Source organism: Streptomyces sp. CA-288835 (genome assembly GCF_050936385.1).
Lineage (GTDB): Bacteria > Actinomycetota > Actinomycetes > Streptomycetales > Streptomycetaceae > Streptomyces.
Map to the genome: position 1 here is coordinate 1,800,902 of NZ_JBNJMW010000001.1, position 17,311 is coordinate 1,818,212.

General features: G+C 69.0%; 13 protein-coding genes and 2 pseudogenes. 4 read left to right on the forward strand and 11 right to left on the reverse strand.

All coding sequences use genetic code 11. The features are described from left to right. Window positions 1-26 precede the first annotated feature (26 nt). From ACQEVY_RS08190 to ACQEVY_RS08240, 11 genes are all read right to left on the reverse strand, one after another. Window positions 27-1,031 (reverse strand): sugar phosphate isomerase/epimerase family protein, encoded by a 1,005-nt coding sequence (locus ACQEVY_RS08190; RefSeq protein WP_432946330.1) that lies wholly within the window; start codon window positions 1,029-1,031, stop codon window positions 27-29. Window positions 1,032-1,044: 13 nt separating this feature from the next. Next, entirely contained in the window at window positions 1,045-2,268 is a 1,224-nt protein-coding gene (locus ACQEVY_RS08195) for a Gfo/Idh/MocA family protein (protein WP_432946332.1), read from the reverse strand. A gap of 193 nt (window positions 2,269-2,461) precedes the next feature. After that, window positions 2,462-3,499: a substrate-binding domain-containing protein gene (locus ACQEVY_RS08200; RefSeq protein ID WP_432946334.1), complete on the reverse strand. Its 1,038-nt coding sequence runs from the start codon at window positions 3,497-3,499 to the stop codon at window positions 2,462-2,464. 111 nt (window positions 3,500-3,610) lie between these two features. Continuing rightward, window positions 3,611-4,630 (reverse strand): ABC transporter permease, encoded by a 1,020-nt coding sequence (locus ACQEVY_RS08205; protein ID WP_432946336.1) that lies wholly within the window; start codon window positions 4,628-4,630, stop codon window positions 3,611-3,613. Continuing rightward, the gene (locus ACQEVY_RS08210; RefSeq protein WP_432946338.1) at window positions 4,627-6,144 is read right to left on the reverse strand and encodes a sugar ABC transporter ATP-binding protein; all 1,518 of its coding nucleotides are present in this window, start codon (window positions 6,142-6,144) and stop codon (window positions 4,627-4,629) included. The genes ACQEVY_RS08205 and ACQEVY_RS08210 overlap by 4 nt, the downstream gene beginning before the upstream one ends. A gap of 256 nt (window positions 6,145-6,400) precedes the next feature. Next, the gene (locus ACQEVY_RS08215; RefSeq protein ID WP_328773990.1) at window positions 6,401-7,582 is read right to left on the reverse strand and encodes an ROK family transcriptional regulator; all 1,182 of its coding nucleotides are present in this window, start codon (window positions 7,580-7,582) and stop codon (window positions 6,401-6,403) included. Between the two features lie 199 nt (window positions 7,583-7,781). Then, entirely contained in the window at window positions 7,782-8,504 is a 723-nt protein-coding gene (locus ACQEVY_RS08220) for a VOC family protein (protein WP_432946340.1), read from the reverse strand. Window positions 8,505-8,696: 192 nt separating this feature from the next. After that, entirely contained in the window at window positions 8,697-9,374 is a 678-nt protein-coding gene (locus ACQEVY_RS08225) for a GntR family transcriptional regulator (protein ID WP_432946342.1), read from the reverse strand. Between the two features lie 157 nt (window positions 9,375-9,531). Then, window positions 9,532-10,470: a beta-ketoacyl-ACP synthase III gene (locus tag ACQEVY_RS08230; protein ID WP_432946344.1), complete on the reverse strand. Its 939-nt coding sequence runs from the start codon at window positions 10,468-10,470 to the stop codon at window positions 9,532-9,534. A gap of 135 nt (window positions 10,471-10,605) precedes the next feature. Further along, on the reverse strand, window positions 10,606-10,761 hold the full coding sequence (locus tag ACQEVY_RS08235; RefSeq protein ID WP_432946346.1) for an MFS transporter small subunit: 156 nt from the start codon (window positions 10,759-10,761) through the stop codon (window positions 10,606-10,608). After that, window positions 10,733-12,061, reverse strand: a complete 1,329-nt coding sequence (locus tag ACQEVY_RS08240) for an OFA family MFS transporter (RefSeq protein WP_432946348.1) — start codon at window positions 12,059-12,061, stop codon at window positions 10,733-10,735. Before ACQEVY_RS08240 ends, ACQEVY_RS08235 begins: the two co-directional genes overlap by 29 nt. 212 nt (window positions 12,062-12,273) lie before the next feature. Between ACQEVY_RS08240 and ACQEVY_RS08245 the strand changes: the two genes are divergently transcribed. The 4 genes and pseudogenes from ACQEVY_RS08245 to ACQEVY_RS08260 all read left to right on the forward strand — a co-directional run. After that, window positions 12,274-13,245: a 2-dehydropantoate 2-reductase gene (locus ACQEVY_RS08245; RefSeq protein ID WP_432946350.1), complete on the forward strand. Its 972-nt coding sequence runs from the start codon at window positions 12,274-12,276 to the stop codon at window positions 13,243-13,245. Further along, complete coding sequence (locus tag ACQEVY_RS08250; RefSeq protein WP_432946352.1) at window positions 13,242-15,194, forward strand: molybdopterin oxidoreductase family protein; 1,953 nt, start codon at window positions 13,242-13,244, stop codon at window positions 15,192-15,194. Before ACQEVY_RS08245 ends, ACQEVY_RS08250 begins: the two co-directional genes overlap by 4 nt. 4 nt (window positions 15,195-15,198) lie before the next feature. Continuing rightward, window positions 15,199-15,688: pseudogene (locus ACQEVY_RS08255) on the forward strand (NAD(P)H-dependent oxidoreductase subunit E); the annotation flags it as partial. Between the two features lie 251 nt (window positions 15,689-15,939). Beyond that, a pseudogene (locus tag ACQEVY_RS08260) lies at window positions 15,940-17,286 on the forward strand (complex I 51 kDa subunit family protein); the annotation flags it as partial. Window positions 17,287-17,311 lie beyond the last annotated feature (25 nt).

Below are 17,311 nucleotides of genomic sequence, written 5' to 3' on the forward strand. Positions count from 1 at the left end.
GTCACCCCGGAGGTGTGCCAGAAAGATCAGTCGTTGCCGCCGAACGCCGCGTCGAAGGACGCCGTCGGCGGCTCGAAGTCGTACGCCTTGAGCCGGGTGAGTGCCTCGGGCGCGCCCTGGAGGCGGTCCATGCCCGCGTCCTCCCACTCGACCGAGATGGGGCCCTTGTAGTCGATGGAGCGCAGCATCCGGAACACGTCCTCCCACGGCACGTCGCCGTGGCCGGCGGACACGAAGTCCCAGCCGCGGCGCGGGTCGCCCCAGGGCAGATGCGAGCCGAGGCGTCCGTTGCGGCCGTCGAGGCGCTTGCGCGCTTCCTTGCAGTCGACGTGGTAGATCCGGTCGCGGAAGTCCCACAGGAAGCCGACCGGGTCGAGGTCCTGCCAGACGAAGTGCGAGGGGTCGAAGTTCAGCCCGAAGGCCGGGCGGTGGTCAACTGCCTCCAGCGCGCGCTGAGTTGTCCAGTAGTCGTACGCGATCTCGCTCGGGTGTACCTCATGTGCGAACCGCACGCCCTCGGCATCGAAGACGTCGAGGATGGGATTCCAGCGCATCGCGAAGTCCTCGTAGCCGCGCTCGATCATCGACTCGGGAGCGGGCGGGAACATCGCGACCAGATGCCAGATCGCGGACCCCGTGAAGCCGATGACGGTGTCGACCCCGAAGGCCGCCGCCGCGCGTGCGGTGTCGGCGATCTCGGACGCCGCCCGCTGCCGTACGCCTTCCGCCTCGCCGTCGCCCCAGATACGGGCCGGGAGGATCGCCTGGTGGCGTTCGTCGATGATGGCGTCGCAGACCGCCTGACCGACCAGGTGGTTGGAGATGGCCCAGCACTTCAGGCCGTACTTGTCGAGCAGTTGGTGACGCGAGTCGAGATACGAGGAGTCGGCGAGCGCCTTGTCGACCTCGAAGTGGTCGCCCCAGCAGGCGAGTTCGAGCCCGTCGTAGCCGAAGTCGCGGGCGAGCCGGCAGACCTCCTCGAGCGGCAGGTCGGCCCACTGGCCGGTGAAGAGCGTGAAGTTGCGCGGCATGGAACGGCCCTCCTCAACTCGCGATGGGTGTGTATACGGAGTTCTTCGCGGCGCTCTCCTCGACCGCCGCGAGTACGCGCTGCACCTGCAGTCCGTCGGCGAAGGACGGCACCGGTGCGCGGCCCTCTGCGATGGCGGTCACCAGGTCGCGGGCCTGGTGGACGAAGGTGTGCTCGTAGCCGAGGCCGTGACCGGGCGGCCACCAGGCCTCCATGTAAGGGTGGTCGGGCTCGGTGACGAGGATGCGGCGGAAGCCGGCGTGGGTGCCGGGCTCCCGGTGGTCGTGGTACTCGAGTTCGTTGAGCCGTTCCAGGTCGAAGGCCAACGAGCCGTGCTCACCGTTGAGTTCGATGCGCAGGGCGTTCTTGCGGCCGGTGGCGTACCGGGTGGCCTCGAAGGAGGCGAGCGCGCCCGAGGCGAAACGGCCGGTGAACAGTGCGGCGTCATCCACGGTGACTGGGCCGGACCCGTTGGCGGACACCGCGGACAGTCCGCTGGTCGGTCCGCCGGGCAGCGGCCGCTCCCGTACGAAGGTCTCGGTGAGCGCGGACACTCCCACGACCGGCTCGCCCACCATGTACTGCGCGAGGTCGACGATGTGCGCGCCCAGGTCGCCGAGCGCGCCCGAGCCCGCCGACTCCTTGCGCAGCCGCCACGTCAGCGGGAACTGCGGGTCCACCAGCCAATCCTGAAGGTACGTCACCCGTACGTGGCGCAGGGCGCCCAAGCGTCCCTCGGCGACCATCTTCCGGGCGAGCGAAGTCGCGGGCACGCGGCGGTAGTTGAAGCCGACCATCGCCACTTGGCCGCGCGCGGCTGCGGCTTCGGCCGCCTCTGTCATCGCCTCGGCTTCTTCCACCGTGTTGGCGAGGGGCTTCTCGCACAGCACGTGCTTGCCGGCTTCCAGTGCGGCGAGGGCGATCTCGGCGTGGCTGTCGCCCGGGGTGCAGATGTCGACGAGGTCGACGTCGTCACGGGCGATGAGCGCTCGCCAGTCCGTCTCGGCCGCCGCCCAGCCGAGGCGGTCGGCCGCCGCGCGTACGGCCTGTCCGTCGCGGCCGCAGACGGCGGCGAGGACGGGGTGGCGGGGCAGGTCGAAGACGCGGCCCACTGTGCGCCAGCCTTGGGAATGGGCTGCGCCCATGAACGCGTATCCGACCATGCCAATGCCTAGCGGCGGCCTTGCACTGTTGGGCTTCTCGACCGCTGCCTCGTCGGGCTGGTGCGGCTGTCCCATGCGGGAGTCCTCCTCATGTCGTGGCGCGGTGGGGGGTATGAGCTGTGCGCTCCGCGGGTGGTGCAGTCGACTATCTGCGGGTCCGTCGTGGCTGGTCGCGCAGTTCCCCGCGCCCCCTACGGGGCGCTGGAGGAACCCGCATCTTCACAGCCCGCACCCCTGACAGGGCGCGCCCTCGAACCCGACGGACACGTCACTTGAAGCCGGTGGACATGTACTGGTCGACGTTCTCCTTGTCGACGACTGCCGAGTAGAGCGTCAGGGACGCCGGGATCTCGAACTCGGCCAGGCCGCCCACGCCCTTGCCCTGGCCCAGGGCGCGGGCCAGGTCGATCGCTGAGGCGGCCATCGTCGGCGGGTAGAGGACGGTGGCCTTGAGGACGCCGTCGTCTGCCTTGATGGCCTGGAAGGCGGACAAGGCGCCGGCGCCGCCGACCATCAGGAAGTCGTCGCGGCCTGCCTGGTCGATGGCGCGCAGGGCGCCCACGCCCTGGTCGTCGTCGTGGTTCCACAGGGCGTCGAACTTCGACTGGGCCTGGAGGAGTTGGGACATCTTGGCCTGGCCCGACTCGACGGTGAAGTCGGCGGCCTGCCGGGCGACCTTCTTGATGTTCGGGTAGTTCTTCAGCGCCGCGTCGAAGCCCTGCGTACGCTGCTGGGTCAGCTCCAGGTTGTCGAGGCCGGCGAGTTCGATGACGCGGGCGTTCTTCTTGTCCTTGAGCTTCTCGCCGATGTAGTGACCGGCGTTCAGGCCCATGCCGTAGTTGTCGCCGCCGATCCAACAGCGGTACGCCTGCGGGGAGTTGAAGACCCGGTCGAGGTTGACGACAGGGATGCCGGCGCGCATCGCCTGGAGCCCGACCTGGGTGAGGGCCTTGCCGTCGGCGGGCAGGATCACCAGGACGTCGACCTTCTTGTTGATCAGGGTCTCGATCTGGCCGATCTGCGCGGCGGTGTCGTTGGAGCCCTCGGTGATCTCCAGCGTGACGTCCTTGTACCTCTTGGCCCGGCTCTTGGCGTTCTCGTTGATGGCGTTCAGCCAGCCGTGGTCGGCCTGCGGTCCTGCGAAGCCGATGGTGACCTGCTTGCCGGGCTTGTCGTCGGCGGCGGGCTGGTCGTTGGAGGCCGGCTCGTCGCTGGACTCGTTACTCGTGCAACCGGTGAGGAGCGCACCGGCCCCGACGGCGGCGGTGCCGAAGAGCAGTCCTCTGCGGCTGGTGAACTCTGGCATGGCGGTGGACCCTTCCGTGAAGGACGTGCGAAGCGACTCAAGTCGTGCTGGCCCTGAGGCCTCAGGTCGTGCTGGCGATGCTGGAGTCAAGTCGTGGATGCCGTACGGGCGTTAAGTCGTATGTGCGGTACGGCGCTGGACGAGCACGGCGGCGACGATGATCGCGCCCTTGGCGATCTGCTGGACGTCGCTCTGCAGGTTGTTGAGGGCGAAGATGTTGGTGATCGTGGTGAAGATCAGGACGCCGAGCACCGAGCCGACGATGGTGCCGCGCCCGCCGCTGAGCAGCGTGCCGCCGATGATCGCGGCCGCGATGGCGTCGAGTTCGTACAGGTTGCCGTTGGTGTTCTGGCCCGAACCGGACAGCACCACCAACAGGAAGGCCGCGATGCCGCAGCACAGTCCGGAGAGCAGATACAGGTACAGCCGCTGCCGCCGTACGTCGATACCCGCGAGCCGGGCCGCCTCCGCATTGCCGCCGACTGCGACCGTGCGCCGCCCGAAGGTGGTGCGGTTGAGCAGCAGCCAGCCGATGACGGTGACCACCGCGAAGACCATGACAAGCGGCGGGATGCCCAGGACGTAGGAGTCTCGCCCGCCGAGGTCGAGCACGCTCTGGACAGTGACGACCTGGGTGTTTCCGCCGGTGATCTGCAGGGCCAGTCCGCGGGCCGAGGCGAGCATGGCCAGTGTCGCGATGAACGGGACCATGGCTCCGTACGCGATCAGCATGCCGTTCACCAGTCCGCAGCCCACGCCGACGATCACCGAGGTGAAGAGGATGCCGATGAACCCGTACTCCTGGGTGGCCACAGTCGTGGCCCATACGGAGGCGAGCGCGACGATCGCGCCGACGGACAGGTCGATGCCGCCGGAGACGATGACGAAGGTCATGCCGACCGTGACGACACCGATGACCGAGGCCTGGGTGAGGACGAGTTGGAGGTTGCGGGTGTCGAGGAACTGGTCGGGCTTGGTGATGCCGCCGATGACGATCAGGGCGGCGAGTACGCCGAGCAGTGAGAGGGTGCGGACGTCGGCGCGGGCGGTGAGTGCCCGCCAGGGGCTGGGTCCCTCCACCGGCGACATTTTCGGGGTGTCATCCCGGGGCGGTGATGCGTGCTGCGTCATGACGCCGGAGTTCCTTCCATGACGAGGTCGAGTACGCGGTGTTCGTCGAGCTCCCGGGCGGGCGCCGTATGCACGACGTGGCCCTCGCGGAGCACCAGGACGCGGTCGGCGAGCCCGAGGACTTCGGGGACTTCGCTGGAGACCATGAGCACGGCCAGGCCTTCGTCGGCGAGGCGGCGGATGACGGCGTACAGCTCGGCGCGGGCGCCGACGTCGACGCCGCGGGTGGGCTCGTCGAGCAGCAGCACCCGGCAGCCGCGCAGCAGCCAGCGAGCCAGTACGGCCTTCTGCTGGTTGCCGCCGGAGAGGGTGCGTACGGGCACGGACGGGTTGTCGGGACGCAGCGACAGCTCACGCGTCGCCTTCTGCGCCGCTTCCCGTTCGCCGCTCCGGTCCAGCCAACCCCCGTACGAGAAGCGGGACATGGAGGACACGGACACGTTGCGCGTGACGGACTCCAGCATCAGCAGGGCCTGCGCCTTGCGCTCCTCGGGGGCGAGTCCGAGCCCGGCACGGACGGCGTCTCGTACGCTGCCGGGCTTCAACCGCCTTCCCTCTACGAGGACTTGACCGCCCGTCGGCTTGCGCGCGCCGTAGATGGTCTCCAGGATCTCGGAGCGTCCGGAGCCGACCAGTCCGGCGAGGCCGACGATCTCGCCGGGACGAAGGGCGAGGTCAAGAGGTGCGAACTCCCCTTCGCGCGCAAGGCCTTTGACCTCGAGCACAGGTTCCGGGAGCGCGTCGTGCACAGGCCGATCGGGGAAGACGTACTCCACGTTCCGCCCCGTCATCAGCGCCACGACCTCGCGCGTCGGCGTCGACTTCGCGGGCAGCCCGCCCGCCACAGCGCGCCCGTCCTTGAGGACCGTGACGCGGTCGCCGATGCGGCGGATCTCCTCCAGGCGGTGCGAGATGTAGACGACAGCGACGCCTTCGCCGGTGAGGTCACCGACGATACGGAAGAGGTTGTCGACCTCGTCGGGGTCGAGGGCGGCGGACGGCTCGTCCATGACGATGAGGCGTACGTCGTGGGAGAGCGCCCGCGCCATGGAGACGATCTGCTGATGGGCGGCGGACAGGTCGCCGACGAGCCGCGCCGGATCGATCTCCGGGTGCCCAAGTCGCTTGAGCAGGGCGGCCGTTGAAGCACGCGCGCCCTTGCGTCGTACGACGAAACCGGCGGCCGTCGGCTCATGGCCCAGGTAGACGTTCTCGGCCACCGACAGGCCCTCCACCAGGTCGAGTTCCTGGTAGATGGTGGCGATACCGAGGCGCATGGCGGCGATCGGCGAGCGCAGGGTGACGGGGTCGCCGCGCCAGGTGATGGTGCCGTCGTCGGGCTGGTGGGCGCCGGCCAGCACCTTGATGAGGGTGGACTTCCCGGCGCCGTTCTGGCCGAGCAGACAGTGCACCTCGCCGGGCTGGACGTCGAGGTCGACGCCGTCGAGCGCGCGGACGCCGGGGAACGACTTGGTGATCCCGGACATGGTGAGCAGCGGTGGTTCGGATGCCATGACGGTTCCCCTTGGCGGGCGTGCGGGCCGGTTCAGGGCAGGGCGGGGTAGGGCGGGGGCGGAGCTGGGTGCTGAGCTGGAGTGATGCTGGGTGCTGCGTAGTAGCGGTGCAGGGTGCTGTGTCGGAGCGGTGCAGGGTGTCGTACAGGTGGCTTTACGTGGCGCTGGTGAGCGCTACGTGCGGCCCTGATGGAGCGTGAGGTGCGACGTTCGTGAACTGACCGTGCGGCTCTGCTGGTGCGCTTGAGGTGCGGCGTTAAGCGGGTGAGAACAGGTGGTCGCTGATGAGCCGGGCCGCGCCGATGACTCCGGCGGTGGGGCCCAACTCCCCCAGAACGATCGGGAGGTTGCCGGTCGCGAGGGGCAGCGACTGGCGGTAGACCTGGGTGCGGATCGCAGCGAGCAGGGTGTGGCCGAGGCCGGTCACCCCGCCGCCGATCACCACCAGGCCGGGGTTGAAGAAGCTGACGAGCCCGGCGATGACCTGGCCGGTGCGGAAGCCACCCTCGCGGATCAGATCGAGCGCCGTGGTGTCACCCGCGACGGCCGCGGCGGCGACGTCGACGGCACTGAGGCTGCCGTTCGTCTCCAAACGGCTCGACAGTTCCGGCGACAGCCCCTGCTGGGCGGCTTCCGTGGCATCGCGGGCGAGCGCGGCACCGCTGAAGTGGGCTTCCAGGCAGCCCCGGTTGCCGCAGGCACACTGGCGGCCGTCCGGTACCGCGAGGATGTGGCCGATGTCGCCGGCACTGCCCGTCGTTCCGCGGTAGACCCCACCGCCGACGACGATGCCGCAGCCGATACCGGTGCCGATCTTGACGCAGAGGAAGTCGCCCACGGAGCGTGCGACGCCCGCGTGCTGCTCGCCCATGGCCATCAGGTTCACATCGTTGTCGACCATGACGGGGCAGCCGAGGTCCTGGCTCAGCGCCTCGCGCACCGGGAACCCGTCCCAGCCCGGCATGATCGGCGGGGCGACCGGGACACCCTCGGGGAAACGGACGGGTCCTGGTACACCGATGCCGGCGCCGTCGAAACCTTCCGCGAGCCCCGAAGCCTTCAACTTCGCTGCCATAGACAGGACTTGCTCGAAGACCGCGACCGGGCCCTCGCGTACGTCCATGGGCTGGTTGATGTGTCCGAGCACTTCCAGCTCGGCGTTGGTGACGGCCACATCGATCGACGTCGCGCCGATGTCCACGCCGAGGAAGCGCAGAGCGGGCGCGAGCCTGATGTTGTGGGACCGGCGACCACCGCGCGAGGCGGCGAGTCCGTCGGCCACCACGAGCCCCGTCTCCAGGAGACGCTCGACCTCCACGGCCAGCTTGGACCGCGAGAGATCGACCCGATCGCCCAGCTGGGCACGGGAGTTGGGCCCGTCGTCACGCAACAACTTCAGCAGCCGCGCCTGGTGGGCGTTCGCGGGTCGCGCCGTCATACGTCTCACGAGCCCCTCCCCGCCTCATCGGCACAGCTTCGTCGTGCTTTCGAGGGGAACGTAGCAGCGGTTGCCGGGGGTGGGAAGAAGTTGAGCAGGAATTAGTGCTCGCTTTTTCCACTCACAGGACAAAGAGTGGCCGACGGTGGCTCCGAGACCACCCTGAGGAGCGCAGGGCCACCCACCCGAATCGCTCGCGTTATCGGGGCCTGAGCACACAGAACTCATGACCGTCGGGATCGGCCATCACCACCCAGGGGACGTCGCCCTGGCCGATGTCGACGCGAGTGGCCCCGAGGGAGACGAGACGCTCGACCTCCGCCTGCTGATCACCGCCGACGGGTGGAGCGAGGTCGAAGTGCAGCCGGTACTTCCCCGTCTTCGGCATCAGCGGCGGACCGCCCCACGTGACCTTCGGACCGCCGTGCGGCGAGCGGATCGCGGTCTCCTGGTCCTGGTCCCAGACCAACGGCCAGCCCAGCGCCCGGCTCCAGAAGTACCCGACCTCCTGCGAACCGTCACACGCCAGCGCTCCGATGAATCCGCAGTCGGCAAGGAAGTTGTTGCCCGGCTCGATGACGCAGAACTCATTGCCCTCGGGATCGGCGAGCACCACATGCCCCTCCTCCGGGCGCTGGCCGATGTCGATGTGCTGGGCCCCGAGTCCGAGCGCCTTCGCCACGGTCTGCTGCTGATCGTCAAGGGAAGTACTCGTCAGATCGAAGTGCAGCTGGTTCTGGCCGGTCTTCTGCTCTTCGGTCGGAAGGAACCGCATCCGGAACCCGGTGTCATCGCTCGGCAGGATCACGATGCCCTCGGAGAAGTCATCGGACATTTCCCAGCCCAGGAAGTCGCCCCAGAAGCGCGCGAGTCGGAGCGGGTCGTTCGCGTCGAAGCAGAGCGCGTGCAGGTGAGAAGTCATCCGCACAGCTAAAGCGCCCGGGAACCGCCACGCAACGCGATATTCGGGGCCCGGTGCCGCGCTGAGGAGTCCCCAGCCGGGAACGGCCTCAACGTACCCATCGACCTCAACTACCGCAATATGCCCACGAGTTGGGGAACGGCTGCCGTTCCGAACCGGAGCCCATCAGGCTCTTCTCCGAACCGAAGCCCGTCAGGCCTTATCGCGCGCGTGATACGTCCGACGCGTGTGCTCCGTGTGGGCGCGCATGACCTCCGTCGCGCGCTGCTCGTCGCGCGCCGAGATCGCCGCGATGAGTTCGCGGTGCTCGATCCAGGACTGGTGGCCGCGCTGGCGGGCGACCGGCGTGTAGTACCAGCGGACCCGGCGGTCGACCTGCGCCGCCAGCTCCGCGAGGACCGCGTTACCCGCGAGCTCCATGACCTTCGCGTGGAAGCGGGCGTTCATCGCGACCGCGCCGTCCACGTCGTCGGCGTCCACCGCCCGCTCGCCCTCGGCGCACAGCTCCTCAAGGGCGCTGATGCCGGCGCTGCCCGCGGCAGCCGCGGCGAGCCGGGCCGCCTCGGCCTCCAGGAGCGTACGGACCGTGAGGAGCTGGTCCGCCTCCTCCTCCGTCGGCTCGTGCACGAACGCGCCCTGCGCGGGCCGCAGATCGACCCACCCCTCGGTGTTCAGCCGCTGCAACGCCTCGCGTACGGGCTGCCGCGAGACCCCGAGATGCCCGGCGAGCTCGCTCTCGACCAGGTGCTGGCCTGGCTGCAGGGCACGCGTCGTGATGAGCTCGAGGAGCGCCTCGTACACACGGTCCCTAAGGGGCCCCGGACGTTCGAGCTTGGGTACCGCCCCCTGTGGCAGTCCTGTCGACAACATCGCGGTCCCCCTCCTGGGCAACGGCAGCCCGCAGCCGGAAAGCCAATGCCAGCCACCAATGCCAGCCAGTATCAATTGTCTTTCGTCTACAGTCTACGGCGCACAGCGGCCAGGGCCAGGGGGAGTTGGACTCGTCACACGACGGCGAACCCGCACGTCACGGGCAGCGGACGACCTGTCCCGCGTACGACAGATTGCCGCCGAAGCCGAAGAGCAGTACCGGGTCGCCGGTGGAGATCTCACCGCGTTCGACGAGCTTCGAGAAGGCAAGCGGGATGCTCGCCGCGGAGGTGTTGCCGGACTCGGCGACATCGCGGGCGACGACGGCGTTCACGGCGCCGATCTTCTCGGCGAGCGGCTCGATGATGCGCAGGTTCGCCTGGTGCAGGACGACCGCGGCGAGGTCCTCGGGTTCTAGTCCGGCCCGCTCGCAGGCCTTGCGAGCGATGGGCGGGAGCTGGGTGGTGGCCCACCGGTAGACGCTCTGCCCCTCCTGCGCGAACCGCGCAGGCGTGCCCTCGATCCGTACCGCGTTCCCCATCTCGGGCACGGAACCCCACAGAACAGGCCCGATCCCGACCTCCTCCGAGGCCTCGACCACCGCGGCCCCCGCCCCGTCCCCGACGAGTACGCAGCTCGTACGGTCCGTCCAGTCCGCCACATCGGACATCTTGTCGGCGCCGATGACCAGCACCCGGCTCGCGCCCCCGGCGCGTACGGCGTGGTCGGCGGTGGCCAGCGCGTGCGTGAAGCCCGCGCAGACGACGTTGAGGTCCATCACGGCCGGGGACGGGATGCCGAGGCGGGCGGCGACCCGGGCGGCCATGTTCGGCGAGCGGTCGATCGCCGTGGAGGTCGCCACCAGGACCAGATCTATGTCGCCGGGAGCGAGTCCGGCCGCCGCGAGCGCCTTGGCGGCGGCATGCGCGGCCAGCTCGTCGACCGGTTCGTCTGGCCCGGCGATATGCCGTGTGCGGATGCCCACCCGGCTCCTGATCCACTCGTCGCTGGTGTCGACCAGACCCGCCAGGTCCTCATTGGTGAGCACCTTGGCGGGCTGGTAGTGGCCGACAGCGACGATGCGTGAGCCGATCATGGGCGGTCCCCCTCATTACCTGGGTGTATGACCCACCAGTCTGATCAGGTACTCACCGGTAAGAGGACACGTAAAGCCACAGGAAAGCGGCTTCAGCCTTGTCGCCTTTTGTTGAACGCTTGGACACCCGAGCATTCACCCCGTGAACAGTTGCGTCGCCTTCCGCACCAGTTCGTACAGGCCATAGGCCAGCGGCGCCCCCACCCACACCCAGGAAAAGGCGATCAACCCCCGGCGGCCGGGCGGCGTCGTGGCCGGTGCGCTAGGCGGACTGCTGTCGCTCGTGGACATCGGCGGCCTCCTTCGGGGCGGGGACGTGGTGGCGGACATGGACGGGACGTACGAGTTCGTTGGCGACGAAGCCGATGGCCAGCAGCCCGATCATGATGATCAGCGACGTTCCGTACAGGGCCTCTCCGGATTTGCCCGCCTCTTCCTGCCGGTCCGCGATCCAGTTGACGATCAGCGGTCCGAGGACTCCGGCGGTCGACCACGCGGTGAGCAGCCGGCCGTGGATCGCGCCGACCTGGTAGGCGCCGAAGAGGTCCTTCAGGTAGGCGGGGATGGTCGCGAAGCCGCCTCCGTAGAAGGAGAGGATCACCAGCGCGCAGATGATGAACAGCGGCTTCGAGGAGTCCCCCACCCACGCGATCAGGGCGTACATCAGCGCGCCCGCGCCCAGATACAGACGGTAGATGTTCTTGCGCCCGACCAGGTCGGACGTGGACGACCAGACGATACGGCCCGCCATGTTGGCCGCAGAGAGCAGCGCGACGAAACCGGCCGCCGCCGACGCCGAGACCGGCGTCGAGGTGTCCGCGAAGAAGTCCGTGATCATCGGGGCGGCCTTCTCCAGGATGCCGATGCCCGCGGTCACATTCATGCAGAGGATGATCCACAGGCACCAGAACTGCGGAGTGCGCACGGCGTTGCGCGCCGACACCTGCACGCCCTCGTAGGCACTCGGCCCGGAAGCCACCGGCTTCTCACTGCGCGGCACCCGCACCAGCAGTACGCCGAGCAGCATGAACACGGCGTACGACAGCCCGTGCACGAGGAACGCGAGCGCGATCCCCGAGTTGTCGGAGCCGAACGACTCCAGCATCTGCGCGGACCACGGCGAGGCGATCAGCGCACCGCCGCCGAAGCCCATGATGGCGATGCCGGTGGCCATGCCCGGCCTGTCCGGGAACCACTTGATGAGCGTCGAGACAGGCGAGATGTACCCGATGCCGAGACCGATCCCGCCGACGAAGCCATAGCCGAAGACGATCAGCCAGTACTGCTCGGTGGCAGCCCCGAGCGCGGAGAGCAGGAAGCCCGACGAGAAGCAGATCAGGGCCACGGTCATCGCCCAGCGCGGCCCGTTCCGCTCGACGAGCGTGCCGCCGAACGCGGCGGACAACCCGAGCATGACGATGCCGAGTTGGAAGGGCAGCGCGCTCTGCGTACCACTGAGATCGAGCGCGGACTCCAGGGGCGGTTTGAACACGGACCAGGCGTAGGCCTGCCCGATGGAGAGATGAACGGAAAGGGCAGCCGGCGGAACCAGCCAGCGGCTCCAGCCTGGCGGGGCTATGGGGGGACTCATGATCCCGAACGATAGGAATCCGGCGCCCAGTTGGGAAGTCGGCCGGCCCGAACTCGTCGACGGTATGCGATGAACGGTATGCCGGACGCGACGAACGGTCGCGCGAACCCTTGTCGCCCCAACTCCCATACTGTAGACAATATTCCGTCGACAGATTTCAGCACCACAGTCACCTCCCTCCGCGGTATCCCTCAACCGAACGGAGACCTCACGTGAAAGTGGCAGTTCTGGGCGCCGGTGCGATCGGCGCCTACGTCGGTGCCGCGCTGCATCGCGCGGGCGCCGACGTACATCTCATCGCCCGTGGACCGCATCTGGCGGCCATGAGGCAGCACGGAGTGCAAGTGCTCAGCCCGCGCGGGGACTTCACCGCTCGGGCCCACGTCACCGACGACCCGGCCGAGGTCGGCCCCGCCGACTTCGTCTTCCTGGGGCTGAAGGCCAACTCGTACGCGGCGTGCGGGGCGCTGATCGAGCCTCTCCTTCACGACACCACGGCGGTGGTCGCCGCGCAGAACGGCATCCCCTGGTGGTACTTCCACCGGCACGGCGGCCCGTACGACGGCCATCGCGTGGAGAGCGTGGACCCGGACGGCGCGGTCAGTGCGGTGCTTGCGCCCGAACGGGCCGTCGGGTGTGTGGTGTATGCCGCAACTGAGCTGGCAGGTCCGGGAGTTGTACGCCATCTCGAAGGCACCCGGTTCTCCATCGGCGAACCCGACCGCTCCGTGTCGGCGCGGTGCACCGCGTTCAGCGAGGCCATGCGGGCCGGCGGGCTCAAGTGCCCGATCGAGCCCGACCTGCGTAACGACATCTGGCTCAAATTGCTCGGCAACATCTCCTTCAACCCGATCAGCGCCCTCGCCCGCGCGACCATGCGGCAGATGTGCCTGCACGGCGGCACCCGCAAGGTCATCGAGATCATGATGACCGAGACGCTCGCGGTCGCCCGGGCCCTGGGCTGCGAGGTCGGGGTCTCCATCGAACGGCGACTGGCCGGCGCCGAGCGCGTCGGCGATCACCGCACCTCGACCCTTCAGGACCTGGAGCGCGGCAAACCGCTCGAACTCGACGTACTCCTCGCCGCCGTCGTCGAGTTGGCGGAGATCACCGGGGTCGAGGTGCCGACGCTCCGCACCGTCCACGCCATCTCGGATCTGCTCGCATTGAGGACCGCCGCATGAGCCGTATGAGCCACACCAGCCGTACCAGCAAACGCGACCGAACTCCCAAGACGTACACCCGACTTACTCATCCACTCGTCCGCGACTCACGCGACGAGCCCTTCCGGCAGGCGACCTGGGACGAGGCGCTGGATCGCGCCGCACGCGGGCTGTCCGCCGCCCGAGGCGCGTTCGGGATGTTCTCCTGCGCCCGCGCGACCAACGAAATGAACTACGTGGCGCAGAAATTCGCCCGCGTCGTCATGGGCACCAACAACGTCGACTCCTGCAACCGCACCTGCCACGCCCCCAGCGTCGCGGGCCTCTCGGCCGCGTTCGGCTCGGGCGGCGGGACGTCGTCGTACGCGGAGGTCGAGCACACCGACCTCATCGTGATGTGGGGCTCCAACGCCCGTTTCGCCCACCCGATCTTCTTCCAGCACGTCCTGAAGGGGATACGGAACGGGGCACGCATGTACGCGGTCGATCCGCGCCGTACGTCGACCGCCGAGTGGGCGGAGAGCTGGCTCGGCCTGAACGTCGGCACGGACATCCCGATGGCACACGCGATCGGCCGCGAGATCATCCACGCGGGCCTGGCGAACGAGGCGTTCATAGAGCGGGCGACCACCGGCTTCGAGGAGTACAAGCAACTCGTCGAGCCCTGGACGCTGTCCCTCGCCGAGAAGGTGACGGGCGTACCGGCCGCCGCCATACGGGAGTTGGCGTACGCGTACGCCCGCGCCGAGCGCGCCCAGCTGTGCTGGACCCTCGGCATCACCGAGCACCACAACGGCACGGACAACGTACGCGCGCTCATCAACCTGTCGCTGTTGACGGGGCATGTGGGGCGTTTCGGCTCGGGGTTGCAGCCCTTGCGCGGCCAGAACAACGTGCAGGGCGGCGGCGACATGGGGGCGATTCCCAATCGCCTCCCTGGCTTCCAGGACATCCTGAATCCGGACGTCCGGCTGAAGTTCGAGTCCGCCTGGGACACCGTCATCCAGCCGCACTACGGGCTGAACCTGACCGAGATGTTCGAAGCCATGGAGGAGGGCACGCTCAAGGCCGTCTACTGCATCGGCGAGAACCCCGCCCAGTCCGAAGCCGACACCGAGCAGGCGATACGACGCCTGGAGGCCCTGGACTTCCTCGTCGTGCAGGACATCTTCCTCACGAAGACCGCCGAGCTGGCCGACGTGGTGCTGCCCGCGACCGCCGGGTGGGCCGAGACGGACGGTACGACGACCAACAGCGAGCGGCGAGTTCAGCGCGTACGGGCCGCCGTCACGCCGCCCGGTGAGGCCCGCGAGGACATCGACATCCTCTGCGAGCTGGCGGCCCGGCTCGGCCACGACTGGAAGTACGCGGACTCCGAGGCCGTATGGAACGAGCTGCGCTCGGTGTCGCCGGACCACTACGGGATGACGTACGAACGCCTGGAGGAGCACCAGGGCATCCAGTGGCCGTGCCCCGACACGGATCGGCTCGAACCGACGTACCTGCACGGGCGGTTGTGGCACGCGGACCCGTCCCGTCGCGGCCGTCTCGCGCCCTTCGGGCTCGTCCAGCACGATCCGCCGGTCGATCTGACGGACGAGGAGTACCCGATCCGTCTCACCACCGGGCGGCGGCTCGACTCGTACAACACCGGTGTGCAGAGCGGCGGTTTCGCGTCGCCGATGCGGCGCGGGGAGTACGTCGAGCTGTGTCCGGAGGACGCAGAGCGCTACGGCGTCGTGGTGGGCGAGGAGGTTCGGGTGTCGTCGCGGCGCGGGGCGGTGGTGGCGCCGGTGTGGGTCGATCCGGCGCTGCGGCCGGGGCTCGCCTTCATGACCATGCACTTTCCCGACGAGGTGGACACCAACCAGCTGACGATCGAGGCCAACTGCCCGATCGCCGGGACGGCTGAGTTCAAGGCGTCGGCGATCCGGATCGACAAGCTTCCGGTTGCGACTCAGGTGAGGTGATCTGGTGGATCTGCACTTCGGTGACAGCAAGCCGACGGACGAGGAACGGGCGGCCGTCGATGCGCTGCTCGGGCCGCCCGAGTCGTCGTGGGAGGGGGCGGATCGGTCCGACGCCGATTTGCGGTGGGCGCGTGGGGGGCGGGTGGCGCGGGAGCGTCGGGATTTGCTGCTGCCGGGGTTGCATGCGATCAACGATCGCGTGGGGTGGATCAGCGAGGGGGCGCTGTCCTATCTGTGCCGGCGGCTGACTGTGCCACCTGCGGAGGCGTATGGGGTGGCCACGTTCTACGCCATGTTTTCGGTGAAGCCGCGGCCCGCGACGGTGCTGCATGTGTGCACGGATATCGCGTGCGCGGCTGTGGGGGCGGAGGAGTTGTGCGCGGGGGTTGAGGCGCGGCTGGGGCTCGGGAGCGGGGTTTCGGTGGAGCGGAGTCCGTGTCTGGGGCTGTGCGAGCGGGCGCCGGCGGCGTTGGTGGTGCGGGCGGGGGCGCCTGCGGCGGGCTTTTTCCCCACCCCGCCCCTTCCCGAAACTGGGGCTACGCCCCAGGCCCCGTTCGGGGGCCAGCCCCCGGACCCCCGCTCCTCAAACTCCCCCAGCTACCGCTGGGGGGACCCCCAAGGGGCTGATTTTTCAGCCCGTCCGGCGTTTGAGGACGAGGCCGCCAGGCCGATGGGGTCCAGGGGCGGAGTCCCTGGTGGGGTCTGGGGCGAAGCCCCAGGGTCGGGTATGGGAAGGGGCGGCGGGGGCGAAACTCTACGGGCCACAGCCGTCGCCGCCCCCGCCACCGTCGAGTCCACCGTCCTCGCGGCCACCACACCCGGCTCAGCACCCGCAGAGCCACCCGCGTCGGTAGCCGTCCCCCAAGCAGGCCAGACCGACCTGATCCTGCTGCGACGGGTCGGCGCCATCGACCCAGCCTCCCTCGACGACTACCGAGCCCACGACGGCTACACCGCCCTGCGGCGGGCCTTCGCCCTCGGCCCCGCCGCCGTCATCCGCGAGGTCACCGATTCCGGCCTAGTAGGCCGAGGCGGCGCCGCCTTCCCCACAGGCCGCAAATGGCAGGCCACGGCAGCCCAGCCCGACCACCCCCACTACCTCGTCTGCAACGCCGACGAATCCGAACCAGGCACCTTCAAAGACCGCGTGATCATGGAAGGCGACCCGTACTCCCTCGTAGAGGCGATGACAATCGCGGCGTACGCGACCGGCGCCCACAAGGGCTACCTGTACCTACGCGGCGAATACCCCCGCGCCCTCGACCGCATGGAACACGCCATCAACCAGGCACGCACCCGAGGCCTCCTCGGCGACGACATCCTCGGCCAGGGCTACGCCTTCGACATCGAGATCCGGCGCGGCGCGGGCGCGTACATCTGCGGCGAGGAGACCGCCCTCTTCAACTCCATAGAGGGCTACAGAGGAGAGCCCCGCTCGAAACCCCCCTTCCCCGTAGAGAAGGGTTTGTTCGGCAAACCCACTGCCGAGAACAACGTCGAGACGCTGGTCAACGTACTGCCCATCCTCACGATGGGGGCACAGGCATACGCGGCGATCGGCACCGCCAAATCCACCGGCCCCAAGCTGTTCTGCGTATCGGGAAGCGTCGACCGTCCCGGCATCTACGAGCTCCCGTTCGGCGCGACACTCGGCGAACTGCTCGACCTGGCAGGCGTACGTAAACGATTGCGCGCCGTCCTCCTCGGCGGCGCGGCCGGCGGCTTCGTACGCCCCGACGAGCTGGACATCCCGCTCACCTTCGAGGGCACGAGGGAGGCGGGCACGACGCTCGGCTCGGGGGTCGTGATGGCCTTCGACGACAGCGTTCCCCTCCCGCGCCTGCTGCTCCGTATCGCCGAGTTCTTCCGCGACGAGTCGTGCGGCCAGTGCGTGCCGTGCCGGGTCGGGACCGTACGGCAGGAGGAGGCGCTGCACCGCATCGTCGAGCGCACGGGCGCGGACGCGGCCGGCGACATCGCCCTGCTCCGGGAGGTCGGCCGCGCCATGCGGGACGCCTCGATCTGCGGTCTTGGGCAGACCGCGTGGAACGCCGTGGAATCCGCCATCGACCGCTTGGGGGCGTACGAATGACCGCGACCTGCCGCAGCACAGGAGC

Excerpts from the sequence above, each read along its gene's own strand:
- ACQEVY_RS08195 (WP_432946332.1), bottom strand. The coding sequence starts at position 2,268 with ATGGGACAGCCGCACCAGCCCGACGAGGCAGCGGTCGAGAAGCCCAAC.
- ACQEVY_RS08225 (WP_432946342.1), bottom strand. The coding sequence starts at position 9,374 with ATGTTGTCGACAGGACTGCCACAGGGGGCGGTACCCAAGCTCGAACGT.
- ACQEVY_RS08250 (WP_432946352.1), top strand. The coding sequence starts at position 13,242 with ATGAGCCGTATGAGCCACACCAGCCGTACCAGCAAACGCGACCGAACT.
- ACQEVY_RS08220 (WP_432946340.1), bottom strand. The coding sequence starts at position 8,504 with ATGACTTCTCACCTGCACGCGCTCTGCTTCGACGCGAACGACCCGCTC.
- ACQEVY_RS08190 (WP_432946330.1), bottom strand. The coding sequence starts at position 1,031 with ATGCCGCGCAACTTCACGCTCTTCACCGGCCAGTGGGCCGACCTGCCG.
- ACQEVY_RS08230 (WP_432946344.1), bottom strand. The coding sequence starts at position 10,470 with ATGATCGGCTCACGCATCGTCGCTGTCGGCCACTACCAGCCCGCCAAG.
- ACQEVY_RS08210 (WP_432946338.1), bottom strand. The coding sequence starts at position 6,144 with ATGGCATCCGAACCACCGCTGCTCACCATGTCCGGGATCACCAAGTCG.
- ACQEVY_RS08240 (WP_432946348.1), bottom strand. The coding sequence starts at position 12,061 with ATGAGTCCCCCCATAGCCCCGCCAGGCTGGAGCCGCTGGCTGGTTCCG.
- ACQEVY_RS08200 (WP_432946334.1), bottom strand. The coding sequence starts at position 3,499 with ATGCCAGAGTTCACCAGCCGCAGAGGACTGCTCTTCGGCACCGCCGCC.
- ACQEVY_RS08205 (WP_432946336.1), bottom strand. The coding sequence starts at position 4,630 with ATGACGCAGCACGCATCACCGCCCCGGGATGACACCCCGAAAATGTCG.
- ACQEVY_RS08215 (WP_328773990.1), bottom strand. The coding sequence starts at position 7,582 with ATGACGGCGCGACCCGCGAACGCCCACCAGGCGCGGCTGCTGAAGTTG.
- ACQEVY_RS08235 (WP_432946346.1), bottom strand. The coding sequence starts at position 10,761 with ATGTCCACGAGCGACAGCAGTCCGCCTAGCGCACCGGCCACGACGCCG.